Raw genomic sequence first — 17,690 nt, 5'->3', positions numbered from 1 at the left:
CGAAAATCGCTCTCGTGAGCGAGAGGGCGGAGGCGACAAGCGCCTGCGCCTTTACAATGGATCAGAACGGCAGCAGATTGCCGTTGATCGTCACCTTGCGGTTCTGGTCGACGCTGACATCCCAGCGCGAACGACCGTCGGTATCGGTCTTTGCCAAGCCCTTGACCATGGTCATGCCGAGGAAGACCTGCATGACCTGCGGGTCGGCCTGGCCGAGTTCCTGCACGGCGGCCATCGTCTTGTCGAAGTCGCGCGCGAGAATGGTCGCATCGACAGCCACGCGGTCCGGCGCCATCAGCGATCCGGTCACCTTACCGCTGATCTCCAGATCATAGGAGGGTGCCGTCACCACGGACTTGTTGATGTTGACGGTATAGGCACCGCCCGGGAACACCGAGAGCCCCATGGCTGCCGCTTCGGCATCGCTGAGCGGCTTTTCCTTGGTGTAATCGGCGTTCAGCATCACGTCGATCGGCGCCTGCAGGTTCAGGTTCGGCACCGAGAGCTGAAGATCCGTGATCGTCGGGATGAACGGAGCATAGATCGGAGGCACCATGCCATCGGCCAATGCCAGTTCCTTCGCGCCGAAACCGAAGCCGACCTCCATGGCCTCAAGCGGACCGGCAGCCTTCATCATGTAGCTGACGGTTTCTGCCGACACATCGCCCTGCGCGGTCGAAACCTTGCTCTTTTGCAGGTCGATCTTCTCATCGAAGCTGGTGAAGAACGGCAGTGCAGCGCGCACATGACCCTTCAGTTCTTCGATCTCCGGCGCCTCGAGCTTCTTTTTGTCGGCGCGATCCGCGATGAAAATGAACAGATCGCGCAGCTTCTGTGCATTGACGCCGGCAGCACCCGCATCGATATCGAGACTTTCAGCGGAGAATTCGAATGGCGCCTGCGGTGTCACGATGGCCTGTTTGAAATCCGCGATGGAACCGCTGCCGCGAAAATCCACCACACCGGCAGAAGCGCCGGCGACGGACGAGAGCGTGTAATTCATGCCGGAAAAGCTGGCATCCATTTTCTCTGCACCGGCCGTCGTCTTGATGGCACCGGCGCCGGAGGTGAAATCACCCGAGCGGAAATAGCTGATAGCCGGATCGAACAGGCCGTTATAGGCAACCTTGGCGATCGTATAGGTGAAGTCCGAATCCTTGCCTTCCAGATCCTTGCCGGTGCTGGTGAAGGCAAAGTCGTTCGTGCCTTCGACCTGCCACAAGCCACCATCGGCCGGCTTGGCAAACAGGGTCATCGGCGAAATCTGCTTCAGCGAGAAGTTCGGATTGTCGAAGACACCGATCAGCTTCGGCAGATCGAACAGGATCTGGTATTTGTCGCTCTGCGGCGTGACCGCGACGACGCCCTTCTCAACCGCTTTTTGCGGCATCAGTTTCGTCAGGCTGCCCTGAAGCTCCTTGGCTCCCTGTTCGTTGATGTCGGCTGCCTGTACCGGCTGCTGGAACACCGCGGCTGCGATGGCCACGACGCTGGCTGTCGCGAGGTTGAGACGCATGGATCGACTCCTGTCGTTGAAATGGTCGTTGGCAAATCTGCAAGCGGAAGGGTGAAAGTCAATGAGAAGTCCAAAAGATAACGCCGCAGCGGCCGAAGCAACCGCAACTCATGCCGCCGCGGCGTCCTCTGCAACCGTAGAAATACCCTGATCCGAGATATGATGACCGTTGACGATGTCTTCGATGCCCGAGCGCGGACCGGGCTTGCCGAACAGATATCCCTGCACCTGTCGGCAGCCTTCCTCGCGCAGGAACGCGATATGCTCGTCCGTTTCGACACCTTCGGCCAGAACCGGAATTTCCAGGCTGGACGCGAGGATCAGGGTCGAGCGAACGATGGCCGCAGATTGCGCACTGGTTGGAACGCCATCCACGAAGGCGCGGTCGATCTTGATCTTGTCGAATGGAAACGTCAGCAATGTCGATAACGACGAATATCCGGTACCATAGTCGTCCATGGCGATCTTGACGCCGATTTCCTTGAGCTGGCGAATGATGACCAGCGCGCGCTGCTGGTCGGCGACGATGCCGGTTTCGGTGATCTCCAGCTCCAGACGCTCCGCCGGCAGGCCGCTGGCAGCAAGAATATCGCGCACCTTGGCCGGAAACGACATATCCGCCAGTTGCGGAGCCGCGACATTGACGGCGATGCGCAGCGGGTTTTTCCAGGTGGCGGCTTCCATGCAGGCCTGTCGCAGAACCCATTCACCGAGCTCGTTGATAAAACCGTTGCGCTCGGCAATCGGAATGAATTCCACCGGAGACACCATGCCGCGGGTCTGGTGCCGCCAGCGCAGCAGAACTTCGAAAGCAATCACCTCGCCTGTCAGCGTGTCGTTCTGCTTCTGGTAATAGAGTTCGAATTCACCGCGACGGAGCCCTGCCCGCATGTCCATCGCCAGAATATTGCGCTCTCGCGCCATCTGGTCCATCGACGGATCATAAAAACAGACAGCGTTTTCCCCCGACTGCTTGGCGCGGTACATGGCGACATCCGCCTGTGCCAGAAGATCATCGATATCTGCGGCATCATCCGGATGGATGGCAATGCCAACACTCGAGCCGACGATGAACGTATTGCCATTCCAGTCGACCGGCCTGGCGATCTCGGCCATCAGGCGGCTGGCCATCGAATGAGCATCGGTACGGGTGTAATAATTGCGGGTCAACGCGATGAATTCATCGCCGCCGACACGCGCCAGAAACTCGCCGCCGCGCAATGAGGCCGCAAGCCTCGCGGCAATCTCGCGCAGAACCGCATCGCCCGCCGCATGGCCATGGACGTCGTTGATTTCCTTGAAACGGTTGAGATCGAAGGACAGGATGGCGATACGCGCCGAACTGTCATGACCGCGTCGGGTCAGGCTCTCGATCTCCTCGTTAAACGCCGATCGGTTCGGCAGACCGGTCAGTGCATCATGGCGCGAAAGATGGCGATAGCGCTCGACCGCAGCTTCTGTCGTGCGTGCATCGAGCAGATAGGCGCAGGCGACAATAACCAGCAGGACCATCATCACCGACAGGATCGTGAAACCCAGCAGAACCGGCGAGATGGTTTCCGAGGTGGCCACAACCGTTGGATCGATCGTCACCGACATCGCTCCCATGCCGGTGAAATGTGTTGTCGCAATGCCGAGGATCATCGCAAGAGGACCGCCAAAACGGCAGAAGCGGCTGACCGGACGCACCACGCGGTTCATCGCTACCGCGCCGAAAAACGCGGCGAGAACCAGCGACACAACAATATAGGCCTGATCCCATACGATCGTACCGCGGATCTGATAGGCTGCCATGCCGGTATAATGCATGGCGGCAATGCCGATGCCGAGAATGACGCCACCCGCTTCCACCAGGGCGGAACGACCGGCATAGGTGGAGATGGCAATGCCGGACACGGCCGATGCCACCGCGATCACCAGAGAAAGAAGCGTCAGTTCCCCGCCATAGCCGGCAGTACCGCCGCCATGATAACCGAGCATGGCAAGGAAATGCGTTGTCCAGATCGTCGTGCCGCCGATAAAGCCCGCAAGGAAGATCCAGATTGCCCGTTCGAGGCCCACCGCGCGTCTTGCGCGCGAAAACAGCCGGATGGTCAGGAAGGAGCCGACGACGCAGATCATCACCGCGGCGGCCACGTAACGCCAGTCATGGTCGACAGCGATACAGTTCAATATATGCAGCATTTCGTTTTCCGGCTTGGAGTGTCCTTGCCGTTTTAGAAACAAATGATAATCGAAGCGTTGGCGAGCACGGTTAAGGGTTCCGCAATATCAACAAGGCGAAGTTGTCGCCTGTGCCGAAACGCGGCCACGGCATAAACTTCAGGCTGCAGCCGCTTTGCCTCAGGCTTCCCTTGCCAATCGCGGGCCTTTGTATTAAGGACCCCCTCGTCCGCGTAGACACCCTTGGAGGCAATGCGGATGGGAGAGTATCGCGAGATACCCTCCGGTTGGCCAAGTCAGCGATATCAGCTGCGGCGAACACTCCAAATAACCTCGAAAGGAAATGCCATGAGCCAGGACAATTACGAGCTCAAGGCCGAGGCGCGCGAACGGGTCGGTAAGGGGTCCTCCCGTGAACTTCGCCGCAATGGTCTCATTCCCGCTGTCATCTACGGTGACAAGCAGGCTCCTCTTTCTATCGCCCTGTCGACGAACGAAGTCACCAAGCGTATCCACGCCGGCGGCTTCATGACGACGATCGCGACTATCGTTCTCGACGGCAAGAAGATCAACGTTCTGCCGAAGGACTACCAGCTGGACCCGGTCCGCGACTTCACCATGCATGTCGACTTCCTGCGCGTGTCTGCAAAGACCGAAGTCAATGTTGAAGTTCCGGTTCACTTCGAAAACGAAGACAAGTCGGCCATCAAGCAGGGCGGCGTTCTCAACATCGTTCGCCACACCGTCGAGCTGCATTGCCCGGCCAACCAGATCCCGGAATTCCTGACCGTCGATCTGTCCGGCGCCAAGATCGGCGACAGCCTTCACATCTCCGCCGTCAAGCTGCCGAAGGGCGTTCGTCCGGTCATCACCGACCGCGACTTCACCATCGCAACGATCGTTGCCCCGGCTGCCGGCGTTGAAGAAGAAGAAGTTGCTGCAGACGAAACGCCTGCTTCGGAATAATACGTTTTCCGACAGTGGATTGTTTGAGGCCCGCCTTTCCGAAGGCGGGCCTTTTCCGTTTTAAGGTTTGTTTAATCACGCCGAGACCGCACCTGATGCCGACACTTGAAAACGCGGCGCCATTCAGAAAGTGATAATAGATCGCATTATAGGTAGGTTCTGCGATCGATTCCGGCTTTGCCTTCGACGCCGTCGAGAGGCGAAACCCGAGGATCAAGAAGAACAATAAAAGCTTTTCAGCAAAGCTTAATCTGTCAGTGACAAAAATAATAAACAAGCAAGCCGCATCAAACGGCACACAAGAGAACGCTGCGACCCCGAAAGTAGGAATGATGACTCATTCTGTAGAAAGCCGTTTTGTCGCCATCATATCCGGCGCGCTGCTTGCGGTCGTTGCACCGTTATTCACGCTTTTTCTGGCGCTGTCTTCTCAACAGGCAGCAAAAAGTCTCACCGAACAGATTGAAATCTTGGTTGCCGCCAATGCCCAGGCACTCAGCAAGCCGCTGTGGGAACTCGATATCGAAAGTGTTCGCCGGATTTCCGGCATGCTGGTGGCCGAACGTGGCGTCCGCGTCGTCAGGATCACCGATACACTGGCCAAGCTCGATGTCACCGACAACAATCCGCAGGTGGATGGCAGTGATCTCGAGCAGATTTCCCGGCAAATCTTCTTCCAGTCCGCGAACGGCCCGCGCAATGTCGGCAGGCTGACGGTGCAATATGCCCCTATCGGCTGGTTCGCCGCACTGAACCAGATGGAAATGGCTTTCATCTCCATCTTCATCGTCGCAATTCTCACCGTGTTTGGCGCGGCCATCGTCGGCAACCGTATCATGATCATCAAGCCGCTAATGCGGCTGACGGCGGCGATAGAGGCCACCCGCCGGCTCGGCTCGCGCCATCACGTCGACTGGCGCTCAGGCGACGAGATGGGCCGGCTCGCCAAAAGCTTCAACGACATGCAAATCCAGCTGGACCGCGAGGAGCGCGAGTTGAAACGCGCCCACCAGTTGATGAAGGAAACCTATAATCTGACGCCGGCCATGCTGTTCTCGCTCGATGCCGACGACATGATCTCGGCGGTGAGCGACTATTGGCTATTGGCAACCGGTTACCGGCGCGAAGACGTCCTCGGCCGCCCGTTCCGTGAACTTGTCGCACCTGCAGATCGTGATCGTTATGCCCGGCGCAAGGGCGGCGGTGTCGCCGCCGGCGCGGCCAGTGACGTCACCATCGGCTTCGTCTGTGCAGGCGGGCGCATCATGGATGCCCTGATCGCCGAAACGCAGCTGGTATCCTCCGCCGCCGATCTACCGGCCTCGCTGAGCGTCATGACCGACGTCACCGAGCTGAAACAGTCCGAACTGCGCAACCACCACCAGGCGATTTCCGATTATCTGACCGGCCTTCTCAATCGCCAGGGGTTCGAGGCAGCACTCGACACCCGAATTGCCGAGGCGGATGCGAGCGGCAGTGAGGTCGCCTGCCTGTTCATCGATCTCGACCGTTTCAAGGCAATCAACGACAATCTCGGCCACGCCGCAGGCGATTCCGTCCTGAGGCAATTCGTGCAGCGGCTGCGTCCGCTTATCGGTGAAGGTTCGTCCGCCTCGCGACTTGGCGGTGACGAGTTCGCCATACTGGTGACAGGCAGTGCCGTACAGGAACGCGCCGCCGCGCTCTGCGACAAGGTCGTGGACCTGTTCGACCTGCCCTTCCAGGCCGAAGGTCAGCATGTGCGCCTCAGCGCCAGCATGGGCCTCGCCTTTTATCCGCTTCACGCAGACAGCGCCGCCGAACTTCTGCAAAAGTCGGACATGGCGATGTACGAGCGCAAGCGCGAAGGCAAGAATGGCGCCCAGGTTTTCGATCCCGCCATTCTCGACCGAACCCGCGAGCGCGCCGAGATCGAAAACGATATCGAAGCCGCTTTGGCGGCAAAATGGTTCGAGGCGCATTTTCAGCAGATCGTCGAGATCGAGACCGGCCGGATCATCGGCTTTGAGGCACTGATGCGCATGCGCCATCCCCGCAAGGGCCTGTTGCCGCCCGCAGCGGTTATCGGCGTTGCCGAGGAAACCGGCTCGATCGGCCGTATCGGCGAACAGATTTTCGAGGACGCGATCGCCAATCTCGCCCGCCTCTCCCGTCTGCCTGGACTCGGCGAGACCTATGTCGCGGTCAATTTCTCACCGCTACAGTTCGACGGGCATCTGGCACCGTATCTCGCCGGCATCTTGAACCGTTACGACATCCGCCCGTCACGCCTCGTCGTCGAGATCACCGAAGCGGTACTGATGCACGACAATCCCGAGATCCGGCGTATTCTCGACGCCATCCATCAATTGGGCTGCCGCATCGCCATCGATGATTTCGGCACCGGTTATTCCTCGCTCAGCTACATGAGCCGCTTCCCCGTCGATATCGTCAAGATCGACCAGTCCTTCATCCGCTCGCTCGGCGGCAGTCGCAAGGAGGTGGCGGAGAAGAGCCGCATGCTGGTGGAAGGCATCAGCGCCATCTCGCACAAGATGAAATGCACCGTCATCGCCGAAGGCGTCGAGACAGAAGAGCAGCGTACCTTCCTGCGGGAAATTGGTGTAGATTGCGCACAGGGCTACCTCTACGCCAGACCGCTCGGCATTGCCGACCTGATGACTGCACTGGTACAGGGTGATCACGAACCGAGATCGATGGCGGGTTGATGACGACATTGCACAGTCGCACCGGCAAGGAGAATCCATGAGGGTTTCGGCGCTGACATTCGGCCTGATCCTCGCTGCCGGCCATGCCGCCGCGGACGAAACACTGCTTTTCACGACGGAATCCTATCCACCCTTCATCGTTCAGGAAAAGGCAGGCTCTCTGCGCGGCATTTCGGTCGACCAGGTAAAAGACATGATGGCAGGAAGTGGCCTTGATTATCGCATCGAAGTCATGCCCTGGGCGCGCGCCATCGCGCTCGCCGAAACCCAGGCGGCCACTTGCGTGTTCTCGGCAGCAAAAACACCGGAACGCCTGGCCCGTTTCAGATGGGTGATGCCGCTTGCCAGAAGCCAGAGCATTCTCGTCAAACACCGACACTCCAGGGTCGAGGCAAAAACGCTGGATGACGCCAGGGCATTCACGGTCGGCACACATCGCTCCGACTACACGGAAACGCTGCTGGTCAAACTGAAATTTCCCAAGATCGATATCAGTTCGACATTCGACGTGACCCTGGCCAAACTGCTCAGTGATCGCATCGAACTCATGCCGATGTCTGAAGATGTCTATGATCAGTTGCATGCAAACGGCGTTGCGGTTGAGCGGGTTACCAAGCTTTCCGACCAGAAGCTTGGCATAGCCTGCAATCGTGCCGTATCCTGGCAAACAGTAAGGAAAATGCAGACCAAGCTCGACCGCATGATCGCCGATGGCACGCAGGCCCGGATATACCGCGCCTACGGACTTGAGCCACCGCAGTGAGACGTCCAGATTAAACAACTGGGACGCAAGGCGGTTGACTTCTGCGCCGTTTCGCGGTGGTGAAGAGGCAGACAGACCACCCAGAACGGTGCAGACATGCAGATCATCGCAGGCCTCGGCAATCCCGGCACGCAATATGCGGGCAACCGCCACAATATCGGTTTCATGGCGCTCGACGCCATCCAGCGTCTGCCCGGCTTTGCGCCCTGGTCGAAAAAGTTCAAGGCGCTGATTTCCGAAGGCGAACTCGGCGGCGAAAAGGTCCTGCTGATCAAGCCACAGACCTATATGAACCTGTCGGGAGAATCGGTCGGAGAGGCAATGCGCTTCTACAAGCTCGGGCCTGGCGACATCACCGCCATCTATGACGAACTGGATCTCGCACCCGGTCGCACCCGCATCAAGACCGGGGGCGGCCATGGCGGCCACAATGGCGTCAAGTCGCTCGATGCCCATTGCGGCAAGGAATACCGCCGCCTGCGCCTCGGTATCGGTCATCCCGGCAACAAGGAGCAGGTGCATAACCATGTCCTCGGCGATTTTGCAAAGTCCGACAAGGTGTGGCTGGAACCGCTGCTCGATACGCTGGCCGACAATGCCGCCATGCTGGTGAAGCGTGAGGATTCGCAATTGATGAACAAGCTGGCGCTGGCCGTCGGCGCCAAACCGGAAGCGGAGAAGGCTGAAAAGCCGAAGGTTGATAAACCGGCGGCACCGAAACCCGCCGGAAAATCGCATATTCATCAGGCACGCGGCGGCACGAAACCGAACCTGCCGACGACAGGCCCGATGGCGGAAATGCTGAAGAAGATGTTCGGCAACAAGGGCGAGTGACGGCTTCGCGGTTGGGCGCGGCAGGCCACCCGCCCTGAGTTCGCCGAAAAACAGGACACAAAGTCACAATTCCGGAACAAACTCCGGCCATCCGGCTTGGAAGGAAAAAGGAGTTTGACATGTTCCATCACTCGACGGCCCTGCCCCTGCCCGGCTTGCTGCATGACCGCCTCGACCGTGCCGCCACGGACCTTATCGGCAATGGCGCCATGAAAATCGACTTCTCGCAGCCCACGGGCGAACCTGCGCTCGTCCCGGCGGCATCCGTTTCCTGGATTGTTTTCAAAAACCAGATTTCGATGTTCATCGGCGGTGTCACCGCCGTGCTGCTGGAGTTTGCCGAACCAAAGGTTCGTGACGGCGTGTGGCAGCATAGTAGCTTTCGCGCCGATGCGCTGACGCGCCTTCAACGCACCGGTCTTGCCGCCATGGTGACGGTCTATGGCGCCCACAGTCAGGCGGAGGCAATGATCGCGGGCGTCGTGCGCCGCCACGGCAAGGTGGAGGGACAGACAAGCGGCGGTGAGGCCTATAACGCCAACGATCCCGACCTGCTCGACTGGGTGCAGGCGACGGCAGGCTTTGGCTTCATGGAGGCTTACCACCAGTTTGTGCGTCCGCTGTCCGACGATGAGCGGGACGCACTGTTTTTAGAAGCCGGGCCGGCAGCAAAACTCTACGGCGCCACGGGTGCGCCGACGTCGCAGGCAGAACTGGATGCGTTGTTCGCCTTCCGGCGGGATCGACTGGAACCGTCACCCATCGTTGCCGAGTTTCTTGGCATCATGCGCGATCTTCCCGCCCTTCCGGGTCCGGTCCGTCCCTTGCAGGGCCTGCTGGTCAAGGCAGCCGTCGAGTTGCTGCCACACTGGATCAGGCACCGGCTGGAACTTGGCAGCGAATGGTCGCTGAACCGTCTGGAGCGCGCCACCGTCAGGCTTGCCGCCCGCAGCGCCGACAGGCTGCTGCTGCGGTCCTCGCCCCCCGTTCAGGCCTGCCGTCGCCTCGGCCTGCCGGATGATTACCTCTACCGGCCGATCCGCCGCTGACCTTATTCCTCAGGCTCGGTGGTGAACATCAGCGGAAAACCCGCTTCCTTGGCGAGATCGACAGCTTCCGTCGCCTTCGTCTCGGCGATATCCTTTGCCGCGACCATGACGACGCTGGTGCCCATCTTGTGGGCGGTCATCATCACCCGATAGCCCGCCTCCTCGCTCATGCGAAACACCGCCTTCAGCACGAGGGTCACGAAATCGCGGGGCGTATAGTCGTCGTTGAGCAGCAGAACCTTGTAGAGCTTTGGCCGCTCTGCCTTGGGCGTTGTCTTGGTTGTCGGCTTGAGTGTCGTGTCGTCGGCCATCGGCATCTCCTGATGATGACGCGCCTCTCGGGCAAAAAATGATGCGCATTCGCGCGTTTCAATAGTGCAGCAATATGACGATGTTATTCCGCGCCCAGCAACAGGCATTGCCGGCCCTGCCCGCGAATGATCGCAGCGGCCTGACGATCGAACGTGGCAAGAACCTTGCCGCCAAGCCGTCGCCCCTCGAATTCGATGGCGCCATCGGCAAAATCGCCGCCTGCATCGAGAAAGGCCAGTCCTGCGGCAACGGCATCGCGATCAATTACAGTTCGCGGATCGGCAATCAGCACGCGGATGGCACCGGCGATATCTTGGGCAGAAAAGCGATAAATTTGTCGTAGCACCCATACAAACTCGCAGAAGGTCGTAAGCGGCACGTGGATCTTTAGCGCCGCATCCATCGCAGCCTGTGCCTGGGCGGCCTGTATCCTGTCGTCTGCGGCCCAGGCACGAACCAGCACATTGGTATCAGCGATCATCGTCAAACCGTACCTTGCCAGCCCATCCGTCTTCGATGGCTTCCTTGATCTCCTCGAGCGACGGTGCAACCCGCGTTTTGTTCTTGAGCGATCCGAAAAAAGCCTCCAACCCGCCTTCCTTCTTTTTCTGAGGCGCCGCAGTCACCTCCGGGACGGGCGAAAGCGACAGCCCGCCATCTGCACGTGGCAGCACGACCAGCCGGTCGCCCGGCGCAATATCCAGTGTTTCGAGCAGTTCCTTGTCGAGGGTTACATCCCCCGCGCTGGTGACAGTCAGAATGGTCATGACCAACACTCCTTGGGCCTTGAAAATAGGTGATATGGGCCCGGCCCGCAAGAGAAGGGTCGCGCCCCGCTCTTGACCCCCACGGCGCTTTCCCCCATAGCCTGCCCCCAGTTTATTCAAAGATACGGGTTCCCGACCATGGGCTTTAAATGCGGTATCGTGGGCCTGCCGAATGTCGGCAAGTCCACCCTCTTCAACGCACTCACCAAGACGGCAGCCGCGCAGGCCGCCAATTATCCCTTCTGCACGATCGAACCGAACACCGGCGAAGTGGCCGTGCCCGACGCGCGCATGCAGAAGCTGGCGGCAATCGCCGGCTCCAAGGAAATCATCCCGACGCGCATCTCCTTCGTCGATATCGCCGGCCTCGTGCGCGGCGCTTCGAAGGGTGAAGGCCTCGGCAACAAGTTCCTTGCCAACATCCGCGAAGTCGATGCCGTCGTGCACGTGCTGCGCTGCTTCGAAGACGACGACATCACGCATGTCGAGGGCAAGATCAATCCAGTCGGCGATGCCGATACGATCGATACAGAACTGATGCTCGCCGACCTCGAAAGCCTTGAGCGCCGCGTCGAACAAACCCGCAAGCGCGCCAAGACCAACGACAAGGAATCGGCTGCCCAGCTGCCGGTGATGGAAGCGGTCATTAAGCTTCTGAACGAAGGCAAGCCGGCCCGCATCCTGCTGAACACGCTCGCTGCCGACGAGATCGAGATCCTCAAGGGCCTCAATCTCCTGACCTCCCATCCGGTGCTCTACGTCTGCAACGTCGCCGAAGGCGATGCGGTCGACGGTAACGAGCACACCAAAGCCGTTGCCGAAATGGCAAAGGCGCAGGGCGCGGAATGCGTCATCATCTCGGCCGCCATCGAGTCGGAAGTCGCGCAGTTGCCGGACGAGGAAGCCAAGGAATTTCTGGGCGCCCTCGGCCTTGAGGAAGCCGGTCTCGACCGTCTGATCCGCGCCGGCTACAATCTGCTCGACCTGATCACCTATTTCACGGTTGGCCCTAAGGAATGCCGCGCCTGGACGATCGTCCGCGGCACCAAGGCCCCGGCCGCCGCCGGCGTCATCCACACGGATTTCGAACGCGGTTTCATCCGCGCCTTCACCATCTCCTATGACGACTACATCGCCTTCAAGGGCGAAGTCGGCGCCAAGGAAGCCGGCAAGGGCCGCGACGAAGGCAAGGAATATGTCGTCAACGATGGCGACGTGATCCACTTCCGCTTCAACACGTAATGTAGAAGCACCGGCCATGGGCGCGATCGAGTTTCATTTCGAGGATTTCGAACCGGGACGCGTTTTCGCCCTGGCCAGCGCCAAAATCACGGCGGAGGCGATCATTGCCTTCGCGTCCGAATTCGATCCGCAGCCCATGCATCTCGACGAGAAAGCGGGCAAGGCCAGCATTCTCGGCGGCCTTTCAGCCTCCGGCTGGCACACGGCGAGCCTGTTCATGCGCATGATGTATGACGGCTGGCTGTCGCGCTCCTCGTCGGAAGGCTCTCCCGGCATCGATTTCATGGAATGGCGCAAACCGGTTCTGGCCGGCGATACGCTGTCCGGTCGCTCCACCGTGATTGAGGCCCGAACCTTACGCTCTAAGCCTGGTATAGGCCTGGTCAAATTCCTGCACGAAGTGGAAAACCAGCGCGGCGAGGTCGTCATGCGTGGTGAAAACCCGATCATGATGCGTCTGCGTGAGCCTGCGGAGGTTCGTCCATGAGACTGGTTGAGCTTTCCCCACCCGGCGAAAAGGTCGTCACCGGCACGATGCTGTTCACACCGGACGACATCATCCGCTTTGCCAAAAAATTCGATCCGCAGCCCTTTCACGTCGATGCGGAAGCCGCCAAGGATTACGTCTTCGGCGCGCTCTGTGCCTCCGGCTGGCACACCTGCGCCGGCTGGATGAAGACGTTTCTGGCATATTGGGCAGAAGAAAGCGCACAACTGATCGCCGAGGGTCAGGTCCCTCCGAAACTGGGACCCTCACCCGGTTTCCAGAAGCTGCAATGGCTCCGCCCGGTTTATGCCGGCGACAGCATCACCTATTCTGTGACGCTGGTCGACAGCCGTCCGCTCGCCACCCGGCCAGGCACATTCATTAACCGCACCATCAACGAAGGCGTCAATCAGGATGGCCACATGGTGATGCGCTACGAAGGCAGCGTGCTGGAATTCGAATAGGCAGTTCAGCGCGAAGCGGCAACCGCGACGCCTGCACCAACCATCACGGCACCCGAAGCACGGTTGACGCGTCGCATCACCACCGGACTGCGCAGCATTTTTCGCGCCCGGCTGGCAGCGACCACATGGGCGCCGATAACGACGACCTCGACCAGCACAATCGTCAGTGCCAGCACCCCGCCTTGAGCGAACGTCAATTGCGGCCCGACCACATGCGGCAACAGCGCCATGTAGAACAGCGGCATTTTCGGATTGCCGAGATTCAGCGCTATGCCCGTCAGGAAGGTCTTGAGCAGATCACCGCGATCCGCCACCGCCGGCACTTCCGGCAAGACCGGATCGGCAGTCCACATGCGAAAACCCATCCAGACCAGATAGGCAGCACCGGCATACCGCAAAATCGTCATCACGCCACCCATCTCGGTAGCGATGACGGACAAGCCAAGCACGGCAAGCGCCAGACAGACAAGAATGCCCGCCACCATGCCGCTCGCATAGGCAATGCCGGACGCCGGGCCATGCGACAGCGTCCTGGCAACGATCGTCATGTTATCCGGGCCGGGACTTGCGGCGAATACGAAAAAAGCCACGGCAAAGGCCAGAAGCGTCGCCACATCCATGCAAAATCCCCCAAGCTGGTATCCCGGCCCCGACGGCTCAGGCATGGAGGATAACGCGGGCAAAAACCCGCGCAATCATGGAAAACGAGGGGTTCGTCCCCTGAGGGAAATCAGTGCCCGGAAAATTCCGCCAGCACCCGCACCTCGACGCCAAGCGCCTCGAGCTTCTTGCGGCCACCGAGATCCGGCAGATCGATGACGAAGCAGGCGGAGACGACCTCCGCGCCGATCTGGCGCAGTAGCTGCACGGCGCCGACGGCCGTACCGCCCGTCGCAATCAGGTCGTCGCAGAGGATCACCTTTTCGCCCGGCTTGACCGCATCGACGTGGATTTCCATCTCGTCGGTGCCGTATTCCAGCGCATAGGCCATGCTGACGGTGCGGAAAGGCAGTTTGCCCTTCTTGCGGATCGGCACGAAACCGGCCGAGAGCTGATGCGCCATGGCACCGCCGAGGATGAAGCCGCGCGCTTCCATGCCGGCAATCTTGTCGACGCCGAGCCCTTCATACGGTTTTACAAGCTCATCGACCGCCAGCCGGAATGCCTGCGCATCACCGAGCAAGGTGGTGATGTCGCGAAAGATGATGCCGGGCTTCGGATAGTCCGGGATGGAGCGGATGGCGGCGGAGAGGATGTCTTTGGTCGAGGCGGTCATGGGAATCTTGTATCCGTGTTCTTGAGGCGGCACCTTGGCGCGCAATGGCCGCCCTGTAAAGTTCCGCATCGCCGCACGGGCCCGCTCCGGCTCCCCATCCCCAAGCCAGACAGGCGTTACGCATGAAAAGGCGGCCGCAGCCGCCTATTCCTGTCATCAAGAGCCGCTCAGTGCTCCTTGTTGGCATAGACCGATTTTTTGGTCAGGTAGATCAGGATCGTGAAGATCGCCAGGAACACCATGACCATGAATCCGGTGCGCTTGCGTTCTTCCAGATGCGGTTCCGCTGCCCACATCAGGAATGCGGAAACATCCTGCGAATACTGTTCCAGCGTCTGCGGCGTGCCGTCGTCATAGGTCACCTGATCGGCCGAGAGCGGCGGCGCCATGGCCAGCGACGCGGCATTGGCGAAATACGGATTGTAATGCGTGCCTTCCGGCACTTCCGTTCCTTCCGGCGGCTCCTGATATCCGGTCAGCAGAGCATGGATGTAATCCGGGCCGCCCTCCTGATACTGGGTGAACATGTCGAATATGAATGTCGGGAAGCCGCGCGTAATGCCGCGTGCCTTGGCGATCAGCGAGAAGTCCGGCGGTGCCGCACCGTTGTTGGCGGCCGCGGCCGCCTGTTCGTTCGGGAACGGTGACGGGAAATAGTCCGAAGGCACGGCCTTGCGGGTGAACATCTCTCCATCTTCGTTCGGCCCGTCCTGCACCTCGTGCGTGGCGGCAAATGCCTTCACCTGCGCTTCCGAATACCCCAGTTCTTCCAGCGTGCGGAAAGACACCAGCTTCATCGAATGGCAGGCGGAACAGACTTCCGAATAGATCTTCAGGCCGCGCTGCAGCTGACCCTTGTCGTAATGGCCGAAGGGACCGGCAAAACTCCACTCCGTCTGATGCGGGTGCTTGATCGGATAATGCGGCGTTGCGCCATGGTCCTCGACGGCGGTGCCGCCGGGAGCGTTGTCGTGGTTTTCCTGCGCAGCGGCCGGCAGGATGGCGATGCCCGCCATAAGGCCCAGCGACAGGAAGCTTAGCTTAAGCTTTTTCATGATGATTTTCCTCTCGCGGGCTCAGGCGACCGTATCGGCCTTGGGCGAACCGTTCTTCTTTGCAAGAACGGCTTCGGTGATCGAATTCGGGATGCGCCGCGGTGTCTCGATCAGGCCGAGAACCGGCATGATGACGAGGAAGAAACCGAAATAATACAGCGTTCCGAGCTGCGAATAACCGACATAGTTGCCCTTCAGTTCACCGAAGAACAGCAGCGTCACCAGACCGCCGCCTTCCGCCGGCATGGCACCAAGCCAACCGAGGAGGATGGCGTTGACGACGAACAGCCAGAAGAACAGCTTGTACCACGGGCGGTAGACGGCCGAGCGGACCTTGGACGTGTCGAGCCAGGGCAGGAAGAACAGGATGATGATCGAACCGAACATCACCAGAACGCCGCCAAGCTTCGAGTCGATCGGGCCGACATTGAAGGTGATGGCGCGCAGCATCGCGTAGAACGGCAGGTAATACCATTCGGGCACGATATGGGCCGGGGTCTTCAGCGCATTGGCCGGAATGTAGTTGTCCGGGTGGCCAAGATAGTTCGGCATGTAGAAGACGAACCAGGCATAAACAATCAGGAAGACCGACACGCCGAACGCATCCTTGAGCGTCGCATAAGGCGTGAACGGCACCGTATCGGTCTTGGTCTTCACCTCGACACCGGTCGGGTTGGTCTGGCCGGTCACATGCAGCGCCCAGACATGCAGGACGACGACGCCGGCGATCATGAACGGTAAGAGGTAATGCAGCGAGAAGAAGCGGTTCAGCGTCGGCTGGTCGACGGCAAAGCCACCGAGCAGGAACTGCTGGATCCACTCACCCACCAGAGGGAAGGCTGTGAAGAAGCCGGTGATGACGGTCGCACCCCAGAAGGACATCTGGCCCCAGGGCAGGACGTACCCCATGAAACCGGTCGCCATCATCAGGAGATAGATGACCACGCCGAGGATCCAGAGGATTTCGCGCGGCGCCTTGTAGGAGCCGTAATAGAGGCCGCGGGCGATATGGAGATAGACGGCGATGAAGAAGAAGGATGCGCCGTTGGCATGCATGTAACGCAAGAGCCAGCCGTGGTTGACGTCGCGCATGATCTTTTCGACGCTATCGAAAGCGCCGATCGTGGACGCCGTATAGTGCATGGCAAGCACGACACCGGTGAGGATCTGCACGACCAGCATGACCGACAGCATGGCGCCGAATGTGTAGGCGTAGTTGAGGTTGCGCGGAACCGGATAGGCAACAAAACTGTCATAGACCATGCGCGGCAAAGGAAGCCGCGAGTCGATCCATTTTTCGATGCCGGTGGATGGCTGGTAAGACGAATGACCGCTCATTGAATAATCCCCCCTTATCCGATCGTGATGACGGTATCGCTGGTGAAAGCGAATGTCGGAATGGCGAGGTTTTGCGGCGCAGGCCCCTTTCGAATACGGCCCGCCGTATCGTAGTGCGAGCCATGGCAGGGACAGAACCATCCGCCGAATTCACCGGCCTGGCCGAGCGGCACGCAGCCCAGATGGGTGCAGGAGCCGATCATAACGATCCAGTTTTCCTTGCCTGCGCCGGCCGAGCGATCGATGCTGCTGGCTTCGGCATCCGCGCCCAGATTGGCGTTGCGGGCGATAGGATCCTTCAGATCGGACAGTGCAACTGCATTAGCCTCTTCCACTTCCTTTGGCGTGCGGTTGCGGATGAACACGGGCTTGCCGCGCCATTTCACCGTCAGCGACATGCCCGGCTGCAAGGCGGCGACATTGACCTCGATGGAGGCCAGAGCCAGCGTCGATGCATCCGGCCGCATCTGGTCGATAAAGGGCCACGCGACAGCGACGGCGCCGACTGCGCCCGCCATGCCGGTGGTCAGATATAGAAAGTCACGGCGAGTCGGCTCGCCGGACGCCTGTCCGTTCGATGTGTTTTCACTCACGGTTTTACCATCCTCTCACGCATCCCGATCAACCGCACAAAGCCTCCTCCAGGCTGGGTCGAAACCGCGTCCACCATAGTGCGAACAACGAGTCCCCAGCAAGTCGGCGCAATACACCTTTTGATCGCAGATAAACTCCTGTTTTGGCAAGGGCTGC

The 17,690-nt window shown here is 59.8% G+C and carries 18 protein-coding genes; 8 read left to right on the top strand and 10 right to left on the bottom strand.

The annotated features are described in order from the left end of the window. Positions 1-61: 61 nt before the first annotated feature. Both ACRQ1B_RS04290 and ACRQ1B_RS04285 read right to left on the bottom strand, forming a co-directional pair. On the bottom strand, positions 62-1,516 hold the full coding sequence (locus ACRQ1B_RS04290) for a hypothetical protein (protein WP_432292423.1): 1,455 nt from the start codon (positions 1,514-1,516) through the stop codon (positions 62-64). A gap of 108 nt (positions 1,517-1,624) precedes the next feature. After that, positions 1,625-3,700, bottom strand: coding sequence for a putative bifunctional diguanylate cyclase/phosphodiesterase (locus ACRQ1B_RS04285; protein WP_432292422.1), 2,076 nt, complete (start codon positions 3,698-3,700; stop codon positions 1,625-1,627). A 327-nt stretch (positions 3,701-4,027) separates the two neighbouring features. Here ACRQ1B_RS04285 and ACRQ1B_RS04280 point away from each other — a divergent pair, with 327 nt between their 5' ends. The 5 genes from ACRQ1B_RS04280 (at position 4,028) to ACRQ1B_RS04260 (ending at position 9,999) form a co-directional block, all read left to right on the top strand. Beyond that, positions 4,028-4,645: a 50S ribosomal protein L25/general stress protein Ctc gene (locus ACRQ1B_RS04280; protein ID WP_432292421.1), complete on the top strand. Its 618-nt coding sequence runs from the start codon at positions 4,028-4,030 to the stop codon at positions 4,643-4,645. A gap of 332 nt (positions 4,646-4,977) precedes the next feature. Further along, positions 4,978-7,353, top strand: coding sequence for a putative bifunctional diguanylate cyclase/phosphodiesterase (locus tag ACRQ1B_RS04275; RefSeq protein ID WP_432293805.1), 2,376 nt, complete (start codon positions 4,978-4,980; stop codon positions 7,351-7,353). Positions 7,354-7,390: 37 nt separating this feature from the next. Further along, on the top strand, positions 7,391-8,116 hold the full coding sequence (locus ACRQ1B_RS04270; RefSeq protein ID WP_432292420.1) for a substrate-binding periplasmic protein: 726 nt from the start codon (positions 7,391-7,393) through the stop codon (positions 8,114-8,116). 96 nt (positions 8,117-8,212) lie between these two features. After that, a complete protein-coding gene (gene pth / locus ACRQ1B_RS04265) occupies positions 8,213-8,950 on the top strand; it encodes an aminoacyl-tRNA hydrolase (protein WP_432292419.1) in 738 nt (245 codons plus the stop codon). A 119-nt stretch (positions 8,951-9,069) separates the two neighbouring features. Next, complete coding sequence (locus tag ACRQ1B_RS04260) at positions 9,070-9,999, top strand: oxygenase MpaB family protein (protein WP_432292418.1); 930 nt, start codon at positions 9,070-9,072, stop codon at positions 9,997-9,999. A gap of 2 nt (positions 10,000-10,001) precedes the next feature. On the opposite strand, the gene clpS is transcribed toward ACRQ1B_RS04260, so the two are convergent. From clpS to ACRQ1B_RS04245, 3 genes are all read right to left on the bottom strand, one after another. Next, a complete protein-coding gene (clpS, locus tag ACRQ1B_RS04255; RefSeq protein WP_432292417.1) occupies positions 10,002-10,310 on the bottom strand; it encodes an ATP-dependent Clp protease adapter ClpS in 309 nt (102 codons plus the stop codon). Positions 10,311-10,393: 83 nt separating this feature from the next. Beyond that, the gene (locus tag ACRQ1B_RS04250; RefSeq protein WP_432292416.1) at positions 10,394-10,792 is read right to left on the bottom strand and encodes a type II toxin-antitoxin system VapC family toxin; all 399 of its coding nucleotides are present in this window, start codon (positions 10,790-10,792) and stop codon (positions 10,394-10,396) included. Continuing rightward, a complete protein-coding gene (locus tag ACRQ1B_RS04245) occupies positions 10,782-11,078 on the bottom strand; it encodes an AbrB/MazE/SpoVT family DNA-binding domain-containing protein (RefSeq protein ID WP_432292415.1) in 297 nt (98 codons plus the stop codon). Before ACRQ1B_RS04245 ends, ACRQ1B_RS04250 begins: the two co-directional genes overlap by 11 nt. A 138-nt stretch (positions 11,079-11,216) precedes the next feature. Between ACRQ1B_RS04245 and ychF the strand changes: the two genes are divergently transcribed. From ychF to ACRQ1B_RS04230, 3 genes are read left to right on the top strand one after another with little or no spacing between them, the layout of a single operon-like run. Further along, positions 11,217-12,320, top strand: coding sequence for a redox-regulated ATPase YchF (gene ychF, locus ACRQ1B_RS04240; protein WP_432292414.1), 1,104 nt, complete (start codon positions 11,217-11,219; stop codon positions 12,318-12,320). A 16-nt stretch (positions 12,321-12,336) separates the two neighbouring features. Beyond that, positions 12,337-12,807, top strand: a complete 471-nt coding sequence (locus ACRQ1B_RS04235) for a MaoC family dehydratase (RefSeq protein ID WP_432292413.1) — start codon at positions 12,337-12,339, stop codon at positions 12,805-12,807. After that, the gene (locus tag ACRQ1B_RS04230; RefSeq protein ID WP_432292412.1) at positions 12,804-13,271 is read left to right on the top strand and encodes a MaoC family dehydratase; all 468 of its coding nucleotides are present in this window, start codon (positions 12,804-12,806) and stop codon (positions 13,269-13,271) included. The genes ACRQ1B_RS04235 and ACRQ1B_RS04230 overlap by 4 nt, the downstream gene beginning before the upstream one ends. A gap of 5 nt (positions 13,272-13,276) precedes the next feature. Here the strand turns inward: ACRQ1B_RS04230 and ACRQ1B_RS04225 are convergent, their stop codons facing one another. From ACRQ1B_RS04225 to petA, 5 genes are all read right to left on the bottom strand, one after another. Beyond that, a complete protein-coding gene (locus ACRQ1B_RS04225) occupies positions 13,277-13,891 on the bottom strand; it encodes a LysE family translocator (RefSeq protein ID WP_432292411.1) in 615 nt (204 codons plus the stop codon). 110 nt (positions 13,892-14,001) lie between these two features. Further along, on the bottom strand, positions 14,002-14,547 hold the full coding sequence (locus ACRQ1B_RS04220) for an adenine phosphoribosyltransferase (protein WP_432292410.1): 546 nt from the start codon (positions 14,545-14,547) through the stop codon (positions 14,002-14,004). 167 nt (positions 14,548-14,714) lie between these two features. Beyond that, complete coding sequence (locus tag ACRQ1B_RS04215; protein ID WP_432292409.1) at positions 14,715-15,602, bottom strand: cytochrome c1; 888 nt, start codon at positions 15,600-15,602, stop codon at positions 14,715-14,717. 21 nt (positions 15,603-15,623) lie between these two features. Further along, positions 15,624-16,940 carry a cytochrome b gene (locus tag ACRQ1B_RS04210; RefSeq protein WP_432292408.1) on the bottom strand — a complete coding sequence of 439 codons (1,317 nt, stop codon included), beginning with the start codon at positions 16,938-16,940 and terminating at the stop codon, positions 15,624-15,626. 14 nt (positions 16,941-16,954) lie between these two features. Beyond that, complete coding sequence (petA, locus tag ACRQ1B_RS04205; protein ID WP_324184667.1) at positions 16,955-17,533, bottom strand: ubiquinol-cytochrome c reductase iron-sulfur subunit; 579 nt, start codon at positions 17,531-17,533, stop codon at positions 16,955-16,957. Positions 17,534-17,690: the final 157 nt, after the last annotated feature.

The sequence above is a fragment of the Endobacterium panacihumi genome (assembly GCF_050847465.1).
In the GTDB taxonomy this organism is placed as follows: Bacteria; Pseudomonadota; Alphaproteobacteria; order Rhizobiales; family Rhizobiaceae; genus Neorhizobium; species Neorhizobium panacihumi.
This window is presented reverse-complemented; position numbering and strand designations above follow the sequence as displayed.